This window comes from Segatella sinensis (genome assembly GCF_040095255.1).
In the GTDB taxonomy this organism is placed as follows: Bacteria; Bacteroidota; Bacteroidia; order Bacteroidales; family Bacteroidaceae; genus Prevotella; species Prevotella sinensis.
Window position 1 is genome coordinate 71,430 of sequence record NZ_JBBNGE010000007.1, and the last position, 19,417, is coordinate 90,846.

The following is a 19,417-nucleotide window of genomic DNA, read 5'->3' on the forward strand; positions in this document are numbered from 1 at the left end:
TATGAGACAACTTAAGATTAGCAAGAGTATAACCAATCGTTCCAGTGAAGCACTCGACAAGTACTTGGTGGAGATTGGTAGAGAACCTATGGTCTCTATTGATGAGGAGATTGAGCTGGCCCAGAAGATTCGCAAAGGCGGTCGTGAGGGTGAGCGTGCCAAGGAAAAACTGGTCAAGGCAAACCTCCGATTCGTTGTATCTGTTGCTAAACAATACCAGCATCAGGGTTTGGGTCTGACAGACCTCATCGACGAGGGAAACATCGGTTTGGTAAAGGCTGCAGAGAAATTTGATGAAACTCGTGGTTTTAAGTTCATCTCATACGCAGTATGGTGGATTCGCCAGAGCATACTCCAGGCTATCGCTGAGCAGAGCCGTATCGTTCGCCTGCCTTTGAACCAGGTAGGTGCATTGAGCAAGATCAGCGCCGAAATCAGCAAGTTCGAGCAGGAAAACCAGCGCAAGCCTTCTGTTGCAGAGTTGGCACAGATTACCAAGATGGAGGAAAGCAAGATTGACCAGACCATCAAGGCAGACAACCACCACATGAGTATCGATGCTCCATTCGGTAGTGATGACGATGACAATGCGATGGTAGATGTGATGGCTTCAGGTGATGATAGCCGTACCGACAAGGGTGTTGACTTCGAGTCTATGGCGAGCGAGCTCCAGCGCGTATTGGCAACAGTATTGAAGGAACGCGAGCGCAAGATTCTCTGCTACTGCTATGGCATCGGTTGCCACGAGAAGGGATTGGAAGAAATCGGAAGCGAATTCAACCTCACCCGTGAGCGTGTACGCCAGATTCGCGAGAAGAGTATCATCAAGCTCCGTGAAAGCGGAAAGATCAAGATCTTGATGAAATACTTGGGATAATTCTGAAACAGAAACCAAGAATTAAGAAACAGACATTCTGAATTCTGAAACAGGAATTCAATCCATATCGAAGACGAGAGAAAAATAAATAAAGCTCAGTTGTGTTACCCACAACTGAAACAAAAAGGGCAATCAGCTGGTTCATCCCAATCTGATTGCCCTTTCTCTTTTTACACACACGCCCTGAACCAACGGTCACCGGCCGAAGGGAAAGGTAAAGGGCAAAAGCTCCTAGCCCAGGGCAACACCCTGGGTTGTCATAGGTGCTAACCTGTCGCCCTGAAAGGGCAAAAGCTTTATTAACAATTAATTGTTAACGAAGTTTCCGAACTTATCAATCAATCCGTTTACTCCGTCTCTCACCGCCTCGAAATATGGATACTCATCTCTCAGACAGATTTCATCATAAAGGAAATCAGCCACGATGGTATCCTTTCCGTCAGGCATCACGAGTCCCATCTTGCCATTCTTCTCTGCAATAACCGGCATGATGCTCAGGTCATCATTATAGATATAGCAAGTGCGGAGGAAATCATAGACAGGCTGAAGCATCACGTTGCCCTGATGATCTTTCATACCAAACTTGCCGTTTTCCTCGAAGACTTCATGGTAACGGATATACTTTTCCTTCAAGCGATGATAATAGAACACCATCTTACGCTTGTCGTTCACAAAGTCGAGCATATACTGGAAGGTATCACAGTAGTTAGCCACCGAACGGACGAGAATCATCTTCAGATCCAGTCCATCCAAAGCCTTGCGATTCAAATCAATATACTTGGCAATCGCCTTCTCTTTCTCTGTGACAGAGAGGCTCGCCAGCTTTTCTTCAAACTTAAGCATAGCTTGTTTGGTTCCCGACATACCCTTGATATATCGGTGAATCTGCCTGCTCATTTCAGAACAGATAAACTTGTCTATTTCCTGCTGCTCAATTGGGTCAGCATATTCCTTAATCAATGATTCAGGTGTAGCGTTCATGGTTATGTCCTTTCTTTTAGTTTATGGAGATTCCCCCCGTGAACTTGGAAGGGAAATCTCCTGTTAGTATTATTTCTTCACATTAGGCTGCTGTAATCCATAGCCCTTTCTCTTATCTTCCAACAAGAGGAGGAAGGAGATGACAATAGCAATCACACCAAAGGCTGCAAATATGGTCATTGTCTCTGTATAGTCGATGACACCATCGGCACCCGTGTTAGCCTGATTCACCTTACCGATCCATACTGGAATAAGAGCCAGTCCGATATTCTGGATATAGAAGATAAGGGCGTATGCAGTTCCTAAGAGTTTCATTGGGATAATCTTTGGTACAGAAGGCCACATAGCTGATGGTACCAAACCAAAAGCTACGCCAAGGATGAGCATCATTACGATGGCAAGCACCCATGAGTTGAGTGGAAGGGCAAATACTCCGTGTACCAGTGTCAGGAGGCAACTGCCGATAATCATCAGCGTGGCACCCTTGCCATACTTATCGTATATACTACCAAAGAACGGTGTAAGGAAGATAGTACCGAATGGCAACATCGCAGGAATCAGACCTGCCAAATTAGCATCGACACCATACTTGAAAATCATCAACTTGGTTGCAAACTTCAGGAATGGGAATACACCTGCATAGAACATCAGGCAAAGGAAAGCCACATACCAGAAACCTGTTGTCTTGAACAGACCACCCAAGTCTGAGAACTTGAAACCTTCTTCCGGCTCAGTAGCCACAGCTGCTGCAGAAGCATCCTCCTTCTTGTCCATCACACAATATACAAGATAAACAAGTACACCAGCACAAAGCAAAACTGCACCCAAAGCAATAGAAGCAGACACACCGCCCATTGCCTTTGCAAAAGGAAGAGAAAAGCCCAGGGCAGCGGCTGTTCCCAAACGGGCCGTAGCCACCTGCACTCCCATTGCCAGAGCCAACTCATGACCCGTAAACCATTTCACAATGACTTTGCTCACTGTGATACCGCATATCTCGCAGCCCACGCCATAGATGGCAAAGCCAAGTGCAGCTATCACTACCTGTGTACTGTAAGTACCGAAGAATGGTACTACTACCGAACCGCCAAACTCATGACCTACAGCATACCATTTCACCAAGGCTCCACCAAACATCAAAACAGTAGAGAGGACACCAGTGAAACGGATGCCAAACTTGTCGAGGATAAGACCACCGAAGAAGAGCAGCAGGAGGAACACATTGAAGTATCCGTAGGCTCCTGAGAAGAAGCCGTATTCATCCGAACTCCATCCGAGTCCGAGACCATTCTCAGCCCCCTTGGCTGCTGTCAAGAGAGGCTCCAGTGGAGACATTACATCTGTAAAAAAGTAACCGAACATCATCGTAACGCTCACGATGAAGAGGGCAGTCCAGCGAGCTGACTTCGAGTCGCTCAATTTCATCTGAATTTTTTCTGTTGTACTCATTTTATATTATTACTTATTTTTCCATAACCATCATCGGAAGTTACTTTCTCTTCACATTCTTCGTTCTTGAAATATCAAAGAGATAAGATACCTTGAACACGATCTGTCCGTAGTTACTTTTTCCGAAATAATCTCGTTTGGATGAACCATAGATATTACCCAGTCCATAATAGTAGCGAGCCTCTGCCTGAATGTGTCCCACTTTCGGGATGCTGTACTCTGCACCCAAACCCAGGGCGATACCATAATCCAGCTTATTCTCTACCGCCATCGTATCTTGTGCCACTACCATACTTACCCGGTCATTATCTGTCTTAGGCATATTCTTCACGTCGAAGTTGGTAGTCTGAGAATCGTTAAGGTAGAGTCCGAACTGCGGACCGGCATTCACGAAGATGTTCAAGCCTCTCTCTTCCCTACCCCAAGCCAAGTGAGCGAAAACAGGTACCTGGATATAATTGATGGTACGGCTGTAAGCCATCGGCTGCTTGGTTTCGGTGATGATGACAGGCTGGTTGTCGATGTCGAGAATATCCTCTTTCCATCCCACCTTGGCATAGTTGACCTCTGCATAGATGGAACAGATGGTCTTGAAGTACTTCTCGCAAGTATATTTCATCGAGAGTCCGGCAGTCATTCCTCCATGCTGTTTCTGCTGAACCTCCGGTTCGAATCCTACAGAGCTGAGCACATAGCCACCGTTGAATCCGATGGAAAAATCGTTGCGATGCTCACCTATCTGAGCCTGTGCCGAGAGTCCTCCCCAAAGGAGAAGTCCCATCAACAGCGCCCCTATCTTGACTTTATTCATTCTTTCTTTTCTTACTATAAACGATTAACTATAAAAAACTACCGGTCCTAGTAATTCACAGATTCAATCTGGTGATTGAAGGTATAGTGAATCAACTGGAAGTTCTTGTTCTTGTATCCACCCTTTGTCGTTTTCACGAAATGCAATGGAGTCTGCACTGGCTGATAGTTCACTTGCTGGCGTTCACCCGTAAACTCCTTGCCCTTCTTCTTGATACCCTGGATGAAGAACATACCATGATCATACCCCGTGATGGCGAAGCGAGGCTGCGCAATCATCATCGGCTGATGGAACCATCCCTCGTACGCCTTCTCCAGGTTCTGTGTTCTTTCGGCTACTGGATTGTAATAGAAGGTAGAAGGGATATAAGTATCGTACTTATAGAATCGCTCCAGATTGTACTTGGCGTACATCAACCACTCTGTATAGCCGAAGAGAGAGATAGATGCCCCCGGATACTTGCTGTCAAACTCATCCAATTTGTTGAGCACGGCTGTCAACTGTGGTGAACGGCCCGTATTCAGTATAACCACATTCTGCTTGCTTGGCTGGAATGCCTTGGCAAACTGGTCGATGCTTGAGCTCACATTGGTGATACTATAGTTGATGTTTCTCTTCTCCAACTCCTTGCGAAGTCCGAAAGTGAAAGCTCCCTTACGAGAAGTAGAATCATTGCAATCTACAAAGATTGGATGCACATTGGTAAATCTGTTCAGGAAAGCCTTGATGGTGCATTCGTTCAATGTTTCAGGACTCTGATAAACCTGGAAGATTTCCTTGTTGCGCTCCACATCGTCACCGCTGATGGAGAAAGGAATCACGAGCTTGATGCCATAGGTCTTACAGAAGCCGGCAAGCGGAGCCACCTGCTTGGTATAAAGCGGACCAAAGATGATATCACACGTATTGGCACCCTCCTGCAACAAGGTGGTACGGATATCAGCATCTATCGGCACATTCCATGCATGGACATCGGTAGAGATGCCCTTCTTCTTCAGATAATTGCAAGCCATCAGGAGTCCACGATAATACTCCACCATACGCTTGCCATCACCATCCACATCATGCAAAGGCAGCATCACGCCAATCTTCACCGCATCACTAGCCGCCACCTTCTGCTGAGCGGCAGCGGTTCCAGCTACAGCCGGTTTGCTGGAAGCAACAGCATTCTTATCCTCCTTCTGTGCCTTTTTAGGCGCATTAGGATTCTGCTGGTCACTGGCAAAAGGAATAAAGAGGGTAGTTCCCTTCTGAAGCATGTAACCTTCCTGCTTCATCTCAGGGTTTGCCTCCATCAGTTCCGGCAGACTCAATCCATACTTATTGGCAATACCAAAAATAGTATCCTTTTTCTTCACTGTGTAGATGTCACGCCATTTCGTTGTCTGAGCAAAGATACCAACACTGAGCATGAGCCCCACAATCATCAAGAAATATCTTATGTTTCTTTTCATATCTTCCTGTTTTTAATGTTTATATGATCCTAAAATCTTGCCGTAACCGACATGATTTAAAATTTTCTCCTGCAAAAATACAAAAAATCTCGCATCTAGCGCAATATCTCTCAGCTTTTTATTATCTTTGCACAAATAATTTGCAAAATGAGACAAAAAATAGGATTACTTGGTGCCTTATTGGCACTTTTTACCCCTCCAATGATGGCACAGGAAGAAATCGGAGATGAGGAAGACACAAAGACCAGTGTCCTCCTGATGCCGAACGCATTCTCGCCAAACGGAGATGGCATCAACGACATCTACAAGCCCAAGGAGGGTTACCAGAACATCAAGGAGTTTCATGCCTATATATATAATAGGTGGGGACAGAAACTCTTTGAATGGAGCGATCCTGCCACGGGATGGGATGGAACATACAAGGGAAAGCCGGTTAAGGAGGGGGTCTATTTCTGTCTGGTCAAGGCAAAAGGAGCAGATGGCAAGACCTATCAGATAAAAAGAGATGTCAACCTGCTCAGAGGCTATACAACAGAACAATACAGTAACAATTAAGTGAGCGGAAATTAGAATATGAATTCAGAAGAAAAGATAAATGTATGGGGCGCCAGAGTACACAACCTCAAGAACATTGATGTTGAGATTCCACGCGACTCCCTCACCGTGATAACGGGACTTTCGGGTTCGGGCAAGTCGTCGTTGGCTTTCGATACCATCTTTGCCGAGGGACAGCGCCGCTATATCGAGACATTCTCTGCCTATGCCCGCAACTTTCTGGGCAATATGGAGCGCCCAGATGTAGATAAGATTACCGGTCTGAGTCCGGTCATCAGCATCGAGCAGAAGACCACCAACAAGAACCCCCGTTCTACCGTTGGTACCACTACCGAGATTTACGATTATCTCCGTCTGCTCTTTGCCCGTGCCGGTACAGCCTACAGCTACCGCAGCGGTGAAGAGATGGTGAAATACACCGAAGAACAGGTCATCAATATGATTCTCGATGAATATGCCAGAAAGGCCATCTTCCTGCTGGCTCCTCTGATTCGCCAGCGCAAGGGACATTATCGCGAACTCTTCGAGAGTATGCGCCGCAAAGGTTATCTCTATGTACGTGTGGATGGAGAAATCCAGGAAGTGGTAAGCGGAATGAAGCTCGACCGCTACAAGATGCACAACATAGAAGTTGTCATCGACAAGCTCGTGGTGAAGGAAGCCGATGAGGAACGCATCCGCAAGAGTGTAGCTACCGCCATGAAGCAGGGCGATGGCATGGTGATGGTGATAGAGAAAGGGGAAAAGACGGGTAAGAACTTCTCAAAACGCCTGATGGATCCAGTTACCGGTATAGCCTACCAGGATCCGGCACCTAATATGTTCTCGTTCAATTCGCCGGAAGGTGCCTGCCCTCACTGCAAGGGTCTGGGAAAGGTAAACCAGATAGATATCAAGAAGGTGATTCCGGATGACAGCCTGAGCATCTACGAAGGTGGAATCGCCCCTCTCGGCAAATACAAGAACCAGATGATTTTCTGGCAGATTGAGTCTTTGCTCGAGAAATATGATCTGAAACTCAAGACTCCTATCGCAGAGATTCCGGGAGATGCCATGCAGGAAATCCTCTATGGAGCACTGGAAAACGTAAAGATCGGTAAAGAAAAGGTGCATACCTCTTCGGATTACTTCTGCGCATACGATGGCATCATCGACTATCTGCAGAAGGTGATAGAGAATGACGAGAGTGCTGCAGGAAAGAAATGGGCTGACCAGTTTATATCTACCATCGAATGTCCGGAGTGCCATGGACAGCGACTCAAGAAGGAATCGCTCGCCTTCCGCATCTGGGACAAGAATATATCAGAAGTTGCCAACCTCGACATCGACGAACTGCGCAACTGGCTCGAACAGGTGGAAGCTCACCTCCCTTCCATGAAGGCAAAAGTGGCTCACGAAATCATCAAGGAGTTGCGCTCACGTGTCAACTTCCTCCTCGATGTGGGACTGAACTATCTCTCACTCAATCGCCAGTCGGCGTCACTCTCTGGTGGTGAAAGCCAGCGCATCCGTCTTGCTACCCAGATTGGCAGCCAGCTCGTCAATGTGCTCTACATCCTCGATGAGCCAAGTATCGGTCTGCACCAGCGAGACAACGAGCGACTCATCAACAGCCTGAAGGAATTGCGCGACCTGGGTAATACCGTCATCGTAGTAGAACATGATGAGGATATGATGCGAGCTGCCGACTGGATTGTAGATATCGGTCCGAAGGCAGGCAGAAAGGGAGGCGAAGTGGTTTTCCAGGGTACTCCGAAAGAGATGCTGAAGACCGACACCATCACCGCCCAGTATCTGAATGGCAAGATGGCAATAGAGATTCCTGAGCATCGCCGCAAAGGAAACGGCAAGAGCATCACCATCCGTGGAGCTAGGGGCAACAACCTGAAGGGAGTAGATGTAGAGTTCCCGCTCGGCAAGCTCATCGTTGTAACGGGAGTCAGCGGATCGGGTAAATCTACCCTGATCAATGAAACCCTGCAGCCTTTCCTCTCCCAGCACTTCTACCGTTCCCTGAAGAAGCCGATGCCATACGACAGCATCGAAGGCATTGAGAATATCGACAAGGTAGTGAATGTAGATCAAAGTCCAATCGGCAGAACCCCTCGCAGTAATCCAGCTACCTACACAGGTGTATTCAGCGACATCCGCTCGCTGTTTGTGGGACTTCCAGAAGCAAAGATCCGTGGTTACAAGCCAGGTAGATTCTCCTTCAACGTGAAGGGTGGCAGATGCGAAGCGTGTGGCGGAAATGGATACAAGACCATCGAGATGAACTTCCTGCCAGATGTCTATGTACCTTGTGAGGTATGCCACGGCAAGCGCTACAACCGTGAAACGCTGGAGGTAAGATACAAGGGAAAGAGTATCGCCGATGTACTGGATATGACCATCAACCAGGCAGTAGAGTTCTTCGAGAACGTGCCTCAGATTCTCAACAAGATCAAGGCATTACAGAGTGTAGGATTGGGTTACATCAAGTTAGGACAAAGCTCAACTACCCTTTCGGGCGGAGAAAGCCAGCGAGTGAAACTTGCTACCGAACTATCCAAACGTGATACCGGCAAGACGCTTTATATCCTGGATGAGCCTACCACCGGTCTTCATTTCGAAGACATCCGCATTCTGATGGATGTGCTTCAGAAACTGGTAGATAGAGGCAATACGGTGATAATCATCGAGCACAACCTGGATGTCATCAAGCTAGCCGACTGGCTCATTGATATGGGTCCCGAAGGTGGACGAGGTGGAGGTCAGCTTCTCTTTGCCGGCACACCGGAAGAGATGGCAAAGAGCAAGAAAGGCTATACCTACAAATTCCTGGCACCCTTGCTGAAGAAGAAATAACCATTCTGTGCCAGCAGGAGATAAAAGAATCCCGATTTCCGGTACTTTGCTCATCTGATGCAAAGTTCAGGAAATCGGGATTTTATATCTTAATCTTCGTCTGCGAATTCATTCAAGGTATAAGCACTACTGCCATCGAAGCAGTGGGTACATACCTGGCACTTAGGCAAACCGATAGCTTCCACGAGCTGCTCGATGGTATTGAACTTCAGTGTAGTCAATCCAAGCTGGTTGGCAATCTCATCCACCATTCTCTGATATTCAGGAGAACCTGTGGTAGCATATTTCTCCAGATTCTTGTTGGCATCGCCCTCAAACTTCTCGATGATTCTGCGGGTAATCAACTCCATATCACTCTTGGAAGAAGTAAAGTTGATGAAAGGACAGCCATAAACCAATGGAGGACAAGCGATACGCATGTGGCATTCCTTCAGACCAGCCTGATCGAAAAGCACCTTCACATTGTCGCGAAGCTGGGTACCGCGCACGATACTGTCATCGCAGAACAACACACGCTTACCCTTCAACATAGCCTTGTTAGGAATCAGCTTCATCTTGGCTACCAGAGAGCGCATGCTCTGGTTGCTAGGTGTAAAGCTTCGAGGCCAGGTAGGAGTATATTTGGCAATACAACGCTGGTAAGGCACGCCCTTACCGGCAGCATATCCCATCGCCATACCTGTACCAGAATCAGGAATACCGCTGCAGCAATCTACCTCTACATCATCTGTCTTGGCAAGATTGAAACCATTGCTAAAGCGAGCTTCCTCTACATTCTTGCCCTCATAGGTAGAAGTTGGGAATCCATAATATACCCAGAGGAAAGAACAAACCTGCATCTTCTTGTTGGCAGGACGGATCTGCTCCATACCCTCAGCAGTAATCTTCACGATTTCGCCAGGACCTACCTCGTGTGCAGTCTCGAAGTCAAGGTTAGGGAATGAAGTAGTCTCACTGGAAGCAGCATAAGCACCCTCCTTCTTGCCTATAATAATAGGTGTACGTCCCCAACTGTCGCGAGCACAGATGATACCATCCTCTGTAAGGATCATCATAGTGCAGGAACCCTTGATATGATGGAACACGTTCTCGATTCCTTCGCGGAAATTCTTTCCATGGATGATGAGAAGAGCCACCAACTCTGTTGGGTTGGTACTTCCTGAAGACATCTCTGCAAAGTGCATGTTCTTATCCAACAGGTGCTGAGTAAGTTCATCCTTATTTAATATCTTAGCTACTGTGCAAATGGCAAAGCGACCAAGATGAGAATTCATGATCAATGGCTGCGCATCTGTATCGCTAATCACACCGATACCTGATGTCGCACCCTCGAATTTGTCGAGTGTAGGTTCAAACTTCGTTCTAAAATAAGAACTTTCTAAGTTGTGGATAGAGCGCACGAAGCCCTTCTCACTACTGTAGGTTGCCAAACCGCCTCGGCGTGTACCGAGATGTGAGTTGTAGTCGGTGCCGTAGAAAAGGTCTGCGACACAGCTTTTCTTGGAAATGGTTCCGAAAATGCCTCCCATAAGAGTATAATTCTATGTTTTATGTTTGAAATATGGGTGCAAAGGTAATATAAATCCAGAAAATATGCAAAACTTTTTGCGATTTTTCTACATTTTTATGTATATCGTTTCCCTTTGCACCCCTAATTTCTGCTAAAAATCGGCTAAATATCTACTAATAAGACGACTGCTTCCTAGAACTTGTATTGCAACCCCAGACTCATATCAAAGGTTTTAGACTTCACATCGTCATGATATGAGTAATGGGTATCACGCCAATAGTTGGACACATTGAAGTCCAGGTTCAGCCGATTGGACAGCGCCAGACCGAAGCGGGCATTCAGCACCAGCAGAGATGCATTTCCCTTGTCGCCCTGGGCATTGAGATAGAGAGGATCGGTCGTTGCCAGATCCTTTCCCTCATATCCCTTCCAGGTGAAGATGCGATAATAGTCGGCACCTATCTGGAAGGTAGCTACCTTGCCGAACTCCATGAAACTGATAGCCTTCACGCTATAACCGCTACCCATGTTGTAGTCGCGGTCTATCACATTATAATGATCGGTCAGACTTCCACCCAACAGGATACCATCCAGGAAGACACGCTGTTCAAACCTGGTGAGATTGCCCACCTGAGGGAAGCGGTAGATGATGCCAGGGCCGAAAGAGGCTGCCTCGGATATGCGGTAAGGCACCAGACTGGTACCATCCTTCACCGGCTGCGAATCGTAATAGTTGAAGTGCTGGAAGATACCGAACTCCATCTCCGTGCCCTTGCTCACCTCCACCGGTACGCTCCACAATCTTCCCAGAAGATGCAGACCGGTAATCAGAGGCTGGTTGCTGCTCAGGCCGAAAGTGGCATCCAATGTGAAGTAGTCGTATGGCTTGGTGGTTTCGCCATCAAACGGATCGCCATAAACCAGATTGAAACGGACGTATGGATTGCCCTCACCACGGAACAGCGTATTGTTGTCTGCGAGGTATCTGTAACCTGCCGATGCAAAGAAACTGACAGGACTGCGCTGGTAATCGTGATATTTATAATATTTGCCTCTCACCCGCCAGGCATCGCCACTCAAGATTCGATTCAACCCCTTGATCGGACAGATGAGGGTTCCCAGGAACTCTCGCATGAAACGAGGAAAACCAGACAGGCGGTCATCAAATACCAGATTGCTCACACGATGCGTCACCTCTCCGATGGCAATACCACCAAAAGTAGTAGCCATCAGGTCGTTGATGGCAGGCGGTTCTATCTCGCAGGTAGTCTCCCACATCAAACTTCCACAGAAAGAGTATGGCACCGATTCCCAGAAATTCATGCCATGAGTTCTTGCAGCATTGAAATAGAGTCCGCCATGGTATGGATGAGCAAATAGATTGGTAGAGAACTGGTCGTTATCCCAAACAAAACCCGTTTCTATATTGTGCTTGATGCTATGGAAGGAAATCTTGGCAAACTCCTCGTTCATCACAAACTGGTCGAAGCATTGCACACCCACATTGATGGCAAAAGCTTCCAAGGCAGCCTTCCAAGGATGCTTCTTCTGTCGCTCCGGATCATCGAAGGCAAAAATGGTTCCTTCCTTCCATGCCTCCATATCATATTCATTCTCCTTCCTGCCAGACACATTCCCAAAAGATGAAGTGCGCTGGAGGCGCACAGCCAAACCTGCTTCTACAATGGCACGACGGCGATACCTGCCACCATGATAATAATGGGTATCCCCATAGCCCACAGAGGCAAAGACGCTGGTGTATCTGCCCAACTGATAGTCGGCATTGATGCGAGCCTGCAGCGAATAGAGCCGTTCCGGCTTATCCTGCGAATGTTCCTGAAACGATTCAACGTGATAGAAACCCAGATCACCACTCAGGGAGAACTTAGGCGATAACTGGAAATACTGACCGATGCGATAGAACAAGGCACCCGAAAACTTCTCATCCAATCCGAAATAATGGGTTCCGATACCCAGGATATTATACGTACTCCGGTTGCGGAATCTTACGGCAAGATTGGCTTTGGTAGCAGAACCGCCATAAAACATATAGTCGATACGCGTCTTTGGGTTCACATTCACCAGTCCTATCTTATGGGCTACGGTATCCCGGCTATAGTTGATGACACCAATCTGCACACCACGAGGATGGTTAAGGCAAACATTAAACAAACCAATCTGAGAACCATTCAGGGTATCAGCATAATTGTAGCCGCCCAACTGCATGCCACGCATATAGGAAGAGCTGACATTGGCTGCTGCAATCTGCAAGCCTCTCTTCATACCCATGGAAATATTGGAAAGTCCACTCAGCTGCACGCCGCGGAACGGAGAACTGGATACATTATTAAATAAAGACAACTGCACGCCATTGCCACCCTTCACCACATTGGAAACACCCGAAACCTGCACACCGCGCATATCATCGCCCACCGAATTGATGATACCAGCCAGGCTCACACCACGCATCTGCTGGCGAACCACGCTGGAAAAGGCACCTATCTGGGCACCCCTGAGTGTATCGGGCGAGCAAAACAGAGACACGTTGCCACAACTATACCCTTGGGCATAGACAGACTGACCTCCTAGCGAAAGTCCCATCAAAAGGGCTATGATCTTTCTCTTTTTATCCATATACCTATCAAATTCAAAATGGCGAGAAGTCAGGATGACTTCTCGCCGAGAAATTGCATTATTTAATATTGGAGCTAAATAATGCATCAAAAAAATATCTTTCAGAGGAATGTGCAGGCGAAGACTTCTCCCCCACACATTCATATAAAGTTCAATTGCTTTTATTAATCCTGGTTCAAGCTCTTCTTGATAGCCTCGATCTTATCCATTGCAGCAGCTGTGCAGCGGTTGTAGCAGCCAGCGCACTTGAATGAAGGATCCTTTACCTCAATATAGAACTTGATCTTAGGCTCTGTACCAGAAGGGCGAACGCTTACCTTGGTATTGTCATCGCAGAACCACTGGAGTACATTGCTTGTTGTAGGCATATCGAGCTTCTCTACACTGCCGTCAGCATGCTTAGCCTCCAAGCTCTGGTAGTCCTTCCAGGTAACAATCTTGCTGCCACCCAACTCCTTTGGAGGGTTAGCACGGAAGTCTGCCATCATCTGCTTGATCTCGTCAGCACCAGTCTTACCTGGGCGAACCACGTTTACTGTAAACTCCTTACTGAAGCCATACTCTGCATAGATCTGCATCAGGAGATCGTAGAGAGTCTTGCCCTGATCCTTAGCCCAGGCAGCAATCTCACAAATCAAGCAGATAGATGCAGGAGCATCCTTATCACGTACCTTATCGTATGGCAGGAAGCCGAAGCTCTCCTCACCACCACCGATATACTGCTGCTTGCCCTCAGAGATAGCAATCTCGCGTGCAATCCACTTGAAACCAGTGTAGCAGTCGCGCAACTCTACGTTGTTCTTCTTGGCAATCTCAGCAATCACCTCTGTTGTAACGATGGTCTTTACGAGGAAGTCTGTTGGCTTCAACTTGCCCAACTTCTTCTTGTTCTCAATGATGTAGTAGCAGAACATCATGGCTGTCTGGTTACCGTTGATGATCATCCACTCGCCCTTGTCATCGCGGCAAACGATAGCCAAGCGGTCTGCATCAGGGTCAGTAGCTACTACGAGGTCAGCGTTCAACTTGGTACCGAGCTTCATACCGAGAGTCATAGCCTCAGCATTCTCTGGGTTAGGAGAAACCACTGTAGGGAAGTTGCCATCTACAACCATCTGCTCAGGAACTACATTGATGTTCTGGAAGCCCCAAGAACGCAGACAGAGAGGTACGATGACACGACCTGTACCGTGCATAGCTGAATAAACGATGTTGAGGTTCTTCTGACGGTTGATGACATCCTGGTCAATCATAGCAGTATGAACTGCAGTCATATAGTCGTAATCCATCTCACCACCGATGATCTGAATCTTATCCCAGTTAGCCTCAAACTTCACCTGGTCGATAGTAACCTTGTTCACCTCCTCGATGATACCAGTATCGTGTGGAGCCAGAACCTGAGCGCCGTCACTCCAGTAAGCCTTGTAGCCATTGTACTCCTTAGGGTTGTGAGAAGCAGTAACGTTGACACCAGCCTTGGCACCGAGCTCGCGGATAGCGAAGGAAATCTCTGGTGTTGGGCGGAGGCTCTCGAAGAGATAAGCCTTGATACCATTAGCAGAGAAGATGGCAGCAACAGTCTCTGCGAAGAGACGAGAGTTGTTACGGCAGTCATGACCTACAACAACAGAAAGGTTCTCCTCACCTGGGAAAGCCTTGAGGATGTAGTTAGCAAAGCCCTGTGTAGCCATACCAACGATATATTTGTTCATTCGGTTGGTACCTGCGCCCATAATACCGCGCAAACCACCAGTACCGAACTCCAGGTTCTGATAGAAAGCATCTACGAGTGCAGACTTATCCTCAGCCTCGAGCATTGCCTTTACTTCGTTACGAGTTTCTTCGTCAAAAGCAGGTGTGAGCCACTGCTGTGCTCTTTCTTCACACTGCTTGATCAATTCTGCGTTATTAGCCATAATTTGATTCTGTTTTGTTATTAATAATATTCAATCAGAGGGTTGTGCCCGAAAACAGCACAATATTTCTCTTTTTGCGTACAAAGATATATAAAATATTCGAGAAACCAAACAAGATTGGAGTTTTTTTTGTATTTTTGCACATTGAAACAAAAAAGTAATAAAAAAGAGGCTTATGGAATTATATTATACTGGCGTCATCATCGCCGTTTCCACCTTTTTAATAATAGGACTCTTCCACCCTATTGTCATCAAGGTAGAATATCATACGGGCACCCGCTACTGGTGGGTGTTCCTGGTTTCGGGTATCATCAGCGTGGGTGCAGCCTTTCTGGTTGCGAATGTTCTCTACTCTGCCCTTCTCGGTGTGCTGGGTGCTTCCTGTCTCTGGAGCATCGGGGAACTCTTCGAACAGAAAGAACGCTGCGAGAAGGGATGGTTCCCTAAGAACCCGAAGCTGGAAAAGAAAGGATACTATAAAAGTTAATAGTTTATAGCTTACCATTTAGAAGATGAAAACTGAACTGATATTGGTCGGCAAGACCGTAAACAAGCATTTCATTGCGGGCATCAAGGATTATGCTGAGCGCATCACCCATTACATGCCCTTCAACATAACAACGATTCCTGAACTCAAGAACACCAAGAGTCTCAGCGAACAGCAGCAGAAGGAACGGGAGGGTGAACTGATTCTGAAACTGATTCAGCCTTCTGACACCGTGGTGCTGATGGATGAGCACGGACTGGAGTTCCGAAGCATCGAGTTTGCCAAATGGATAGAGCGCAAGCAGGCTACAGTCAGGAGACTCGTATTTATCATCGGTGGTCCTTACGGATTCTCGCAGGCTGTATATGACCGCGCCAACGAGAAGATTTCCCTTTCCAAGATGACCTTCTCGCATCAGATGGTACGCCTCATCTTTACAGAAGCGCTCTATCGCGCATGTACTATTATAAAAGGCGAACCTTACCACCACGAGTAAAAGAGGATCACTAATCATAAAGTTCAAAGCTCAAAGTTCAAAGTTCAATGTCAAAAGAAAAATATATAGAGATCAAGGGGGCGAGAGCCAACAACCTGAAGAACATCGACGTGAAGATACCGCAAGGCAAATTTGTTGCCATTACGGGAGTCTCCGGGTCGGGCAAGTCTTCATTGGCTTTCGATACCTTATATGCCGAGGGACAGCGCCGGTATGTAGAGTCGCTGTCTTCGTATGCCCGCCAGTTTCTGGGCAGAATGAGCAAACCGGAATGTGATTTCATCAAGGGATTACCTCCTGCCATCGCCATCGAGCAGAAGGTGATTTCCCGAAACCCACGTTCCACCGTGGGCACCAGTACGGAAATCTACGAATACCTACGCCTGCTCTTCGCCCGTATCGGCAAAACCTATTCGCCTATCAGCGGACAGGAAGTGAAGCGCCATACTACCGAGGATGTGCTTGCCTGCACCCGACAGTTTTCCAAGGGCACCAAGTTTGTAATCCTAGCCCCTCTACATATCGTAGAAGGCAGAAGCCTGGAAAAGCAACTGGAGATGTATCTTCAGGAGGGATACGCACGCATTCTGGTGAAAGGTGAATTCATCCGCATCGACGATTTCCAGGGCGATGCCAAGCCGGAGGATATCTTCCTCGTCATCGACCGTGCTTCGGTAAGCGATGAGAAGGACGACATCAGCCGCCTCATCGATTCTGCCGAGACTGCTTTCTATGAGGGCGACGGTGCCTGCCGCCTTCTCTTCCTGCCGAGCAACATCAGCTACGATTTCTCTACCCGGTTCGAAGCCGACGGCATCACCTTCGAGGAACCAACCGACAACATGTTTGCCTTCAATTCCCCATTGGGTGCCTGCCCTACCTGCGAGGGATTCGGAAGCGTGATAGGCATCGACGAGAAGCTCGTCATCCCTAACACTTCCATGAGCCTCTACGATGGATGCGTGGTATGCTGGCGTGGAGAGAAGATGGGCATGTGGCTCAAGGAATTCATCCGACGTGCAGAGCCATACAACTTCCCGATCTTCAAGCCTTACTACGAACTCACCCAGAAGGAGAAAGACTGGCTCTGGCATGGATTGCCTTCGGACAAGAAGCGCGACCCGCACGACCGGGTGAGCATCGACGAATTTTTCAGAATGGTGAAGGAGAACCAGTACAAGATACAATACCGTGTGATGCTGAGCCGATTCCGAGGCAAGACCATCTGTCCGGATTGCCATGGCACCCGACTCAAGAAGGAAGCCAACTATGTAAAAATTGGCGGAAAGAGCATCACCGAACTGGTAGATATGTCGATTACCAATCTCAGCGCATGGTTCCAGAAGCTGGAGCTGACAGAGCATGAGCGGGAAGTGGGCAAGCGACTCTTGACCGAGGTTACCCACCGCCTGCAATTCCTTCTGGATGTAGGACTTGGCTATCTCACTCTCAACCGTCTCTCCAACTCCCTTTCCGGAGGAGAGAGCCAGCGCATCAACCTGACCACCAGCCTCGGTTCTTCGTTGGTAGGCAGCGTGTATATCCTCGACGAGCCAAGTATCGGACTCCATAGCCGAGATACCGACCGACTCATCAAGGTACTGAGAGAGTTGCAGCAGCTGGGCAACACCGTGGTTGTGGTAGAGCATGACGAAGAGATTATGCGTGCAGCCGATTATCTCATCGATATCGGTCCGGATGCAGGAAGACTGGGTGGAAGACTGGTATATGCTGGTCCGTCATCCGAATACTCATCCACCGACCCAGAGCAGCAGAAAGCCCTTCTGGAGAAATTCCCGGAGAGCCATACCATCCAGTATCTCACCCACAGGGAGGAGATTGCCGTTCCTGCCAGTCATCGTGCATGGAACAGGGCCATCGAGATCAAGGGAGCCCGAATGAACAATCTCCGCGGCATCGATGTAAGGATTCCGCTCAACATCTTCACCGTCATCACCGGCGTATCCGGTTCGGGCAAGAGTTCCCTCATCAAGGGAATCCTCTATCCTGCCCTCCGCCGCCATCTAGACCTGGTGGCAGATGCCCCTGGCGAATACAGTTCGCTGGAAGGCGATGAGGATGCCATCAAGCACGTGGAGTTTGTAGATCAGAACCCTATCGGCAAGAGTACCCGCAGCAACCCTGCCACCTATCTGAAGGCATACGATGCCATCCGCACCCTCTTTGCCAACCAACCACTCGCCAAGCAGATGGGATTCACCCCACAATTCTTCTCCTTCAATACCGATGGCGGAAGATGCGAGGAATGCAAGGGAGCTGGATACGTAACCATAGAGATGCAGTTTATGGCTGACCTCACCCTTACCTGCGAGGCATGCAAGGGCAAGCGGTTCAAGCACGACATCCTGGAGGTACACTACGGAGGAAAGAACATCAATGATGTGCTGAACATGACCGTGAACGAGGCGATAGAGTTCTTCAGCGATGAAAGACTCCAGCACCATGTGGGCGATTTCGATGCCTGCCGCATCATCGTCAGCAAACTCAAGCCTCTGCAGGAGGTTGGATTGGGCTATATCAAGCTCGGCCAGAACTCCAGCACCCTCTCCGGCGGTGAGAACCAGCGTGTGAAACTCGCCTACTTTATCGGCAAGGAAGATCAGTCGCCTACGCTCTTCATCTTCGATGAGCCAACCACCGGTCTGCACTTCCATGATATCAAGCGTCTGCTCCATGCTTTCCAGGCGCTGATAGAACGAGGTCATTCCTTGGTAGTTATCGAACATAACCTGGATGTCATCAAGTGTGCCGACCATATCATCGACCTCGGACCAGAGGGTGGCGACAAGGGCGGTAACCTCGTGATAGCCGGTACTCCAGAGGAAGTTGCCGCATGCAAAACCAGCTTAACTGGTAAATTTCTTAAGAATTATATAAAATAATGTAAAAAAGTAGCGCTATAATAAACTTTATATGTACTTTTGCATCCAATTAGCATATAATTAATATATTAAGGTACATCAATAAGTAAATTTAATAAAGAAAGGATATAAAGATGAAAAGAATCATATTGGCTTTGACGATGCTCGTAGCTATGGTAGCAACAGCCTCAGCTCAGGCAGAAATCAAGTTTGAAAAGGTAGTGCACAACTTCGGTACTTTCGAAGAGACCGCTCCTGTGCAGAAGGCAGTATTCACCTTCACCAATGTAGGTAACAAGCCTCTCGTCATCAACCAGGCTATCGCTAGCTGCGGTTGCACCGTGCCATCTTATACCAAGCAGCCAATCGCTCCAGGTCAGAAGGGACAGATCAGTGTTACCTACAATGGCAAGGGTATGTTCCCTGGTCATTTCAAGAAGAGCATCACCGTTCGTACCAATGGCAATGTAGAGATGTCGCGCATCTATATAGAGGGCGTGATGAACGAGAAGAAGTAA

13 protein-coding genes and 1 pseudogene are annotated in these 19,417 nt (G+C 47.9%); 7 read left to right on the forward strand and 7 right to left on the reverse strand.

Translation table 11 applies throughout. The features are described 5' to 3' along the window. The first annotated feature begins 1 nt into the window (after position 1). Positions 2 to 877 carry a sigma-70 family RNA polymerase sigma factor gene (locus AAAT87_RS03380; RefSeq protein WP_089542826.1) on the forward strand — a complete coding sequence of 292 codons (876 nt, stop codon included), beginning with the start codon at positions 2 to 4 and terminating at the stop codon, positions 875 to 877. 306 nt (positions 878 to 1,183) lie between these two features. Here AAAT87_RS03380 and AAAT87_RS03385 read toward each other — a convergent pair whose 3' ends face one another. From AAAT87_RS03385 to AAAT87_RS03400, 4 genes are all read right to left on the reverse strand, one after another. Further along, positions 1,184 to 1,858, reverse strand: coding sequence for a hypothetical protein (locus AAAT87_RS03385; protein ID WP_089542827.1), 675 nt, complete (start codon positions 1,856 to 1,858; stop codon positions 1,184 to 1,186). 69 nt (positions 1,859 to 1,927) lie between these two features. Next, the gene (locus AAAT87_RS03390) at positions 1,928 to 3,307 is read right to left on the reverse strand and encodes an MFS transporter (RefSeq protein WP_296974182.1); all 1,380 of its coding nucleotides are present in this window, start codon (positions 3,305 to 3,307) and stop codon (positions 1,928 to 1,930) included. 40 nt (positions 3,308 to 3,347) lie between these two features. Next, on the reverse strand, positions 3,348 to 4,118 hold the full coding sequence (locus tag AAAT87_RS03395; protein ID WP_296974185.1) for a porin family protein: 771 nt from the start codon (positions 4,116 to 4,118) through the stop codon (positions 3,348 to 3,350). 47 nt (positions 4,119 to 4,165) lie between these two features. Continuing rightward, on the reverse strand, positions 4,166 to 5,572 hold the full coding sequence (locus AAAT87_RS03400; RefSeq protein WP_296974189.1) for a LysM peptidoglycan-binding domain-containing protein: 1,407 nt from the start codon (positions 5,570 to 5,572) through the stop codon (positions 4,166 to 4,168). Between the two features lie 246 nt (positions 5,573 to 5,818). On the opposite strand from AAAT87_RS03400, the pseudogene AAAT87_RS03405 reads away from it, so the two are divergent. After that, a pseudogene (locus tag AAAT87_RS03405) lies at positions 5,819 to 6,127 on the forward strand (T9SS type B sorting domain-containing protein); the annotation flags it as partial. A gap of 18 nt (positions 6,128 to 6,145) precedes the next feature. Continuing rightward, entirely contained in the window at positions 6,146 to 8,974 is a 2,829-nt protein-coding gene (gene uvrA, locus AAAT87_RS03410; RefSeq protein ID WP_349225616.1) for an excinuclease ABC subunit UvrA, read from the forward strand. Positions 8,975 to 9,063: 89 nt separating this feature from the next. Here the strand turns inward: uvrA (AAAT87_RS03410) and AAAT87_RS03415 are convergent, their stop codons facing one another. From AAAT87_RS03415 to AAAT87_RS03425, 3 genes are all read right to left on the reverse strand, one after another. Continuing rightward, a complete protein-coding gene (locus tag AAAT87_RS03415; protein WP_296974192.1) occupies positions 9,064 to 10,503 on the reverse strand; it encodes an amidophosphoribosyltransferase in 1,440 nt (479 codons plus the stop codon). Positions 10,504 to 10,676: 173 nt separating this feature from the next. Continuing rightward, positions 10,677 to 13,118, reverse strand: a complete 2,442-nt coding sequence (locus AAAT87_RS03420) for a DUF3943 domain-containing protein (RefSeq protein ID WP_349225617.1) — start codon at positions 13,116 to 13,118, stop codon at positions 10,677 to 10,679. Between the two features lie 164 nt (positions 13,119 to 13,282). Next, the gene (locus AAAT87_RS03425; RefSeq protein ID WP_295024841.1) at positions 13,283 to 15,034 is read right to left on the reverse strand and encodes a phospho-sugar mutase; all 1,752 of its coding nucleotides are present in this window, start codon (positions 15,032 to 15,034) and stop codon (positions 13,283 to 13,285) included. Between the two features lie 175 nt (positions 15,035 to 15,209). Between AAAT87_RS03425 and AAAT87_RS03430 the strand changes: the two genes are divergently transcribed. From AAAT87_RS03430 to AAAT87_RS03445, 4 genes are all read left to right on the forward strand, one after another. Next, complete coding sequence (locus tag AAAT87_RS03430; protein WP_295024839.1) at positions 15,210 to 15,521, forward strand: DUF4491 family protein; 312 nt, start codon at positions 15,210 to 15,212, stop codon at positions 15,519 to 15,521. A gap of 25 nt (positions 15,522 to 15,546) precedes the next feature. Next, entirely contained in the window at positions 15,547 to 16,017 is a 471-nt protein-coding gene (gene rlmH / locus AAAT87_RS03435; RefSeq protein ID WP_295024838.1) for a 23S rRNA (pseudouridine(1915)-N(3))-methyltransferase RlmH, read from the forward strand. 47 nt (positions 16,018 to 16,064) lie between these two features. After that, complete coding sequence (uvrA, locus tag AAAT87_RS03440) at positions 16,065 to 18,920, forward strand: excinuclease ABC subunit UvrA (RefSeq protein ID WP_349225618.1); 2,856 nt, start codon at positions 16,065 to 16,067, stop codon at positions 18,918 to 18,920. 113 nt (positions 18,921 to 19,033) lie between these two features. Beyond that, positions 19,034 to 19,417 carry a DUF1573 domain-containing protein gene (locus tag AAAT87_RS03445; protein ID WP_089542839.1) on the forward strand — a complete coding sequence of 128 codons (384 nt, stop codon included), beginning with the start codon at positions 19,034 to 19,036 and terminating at the stop codon, positions 19,415 to 19,417.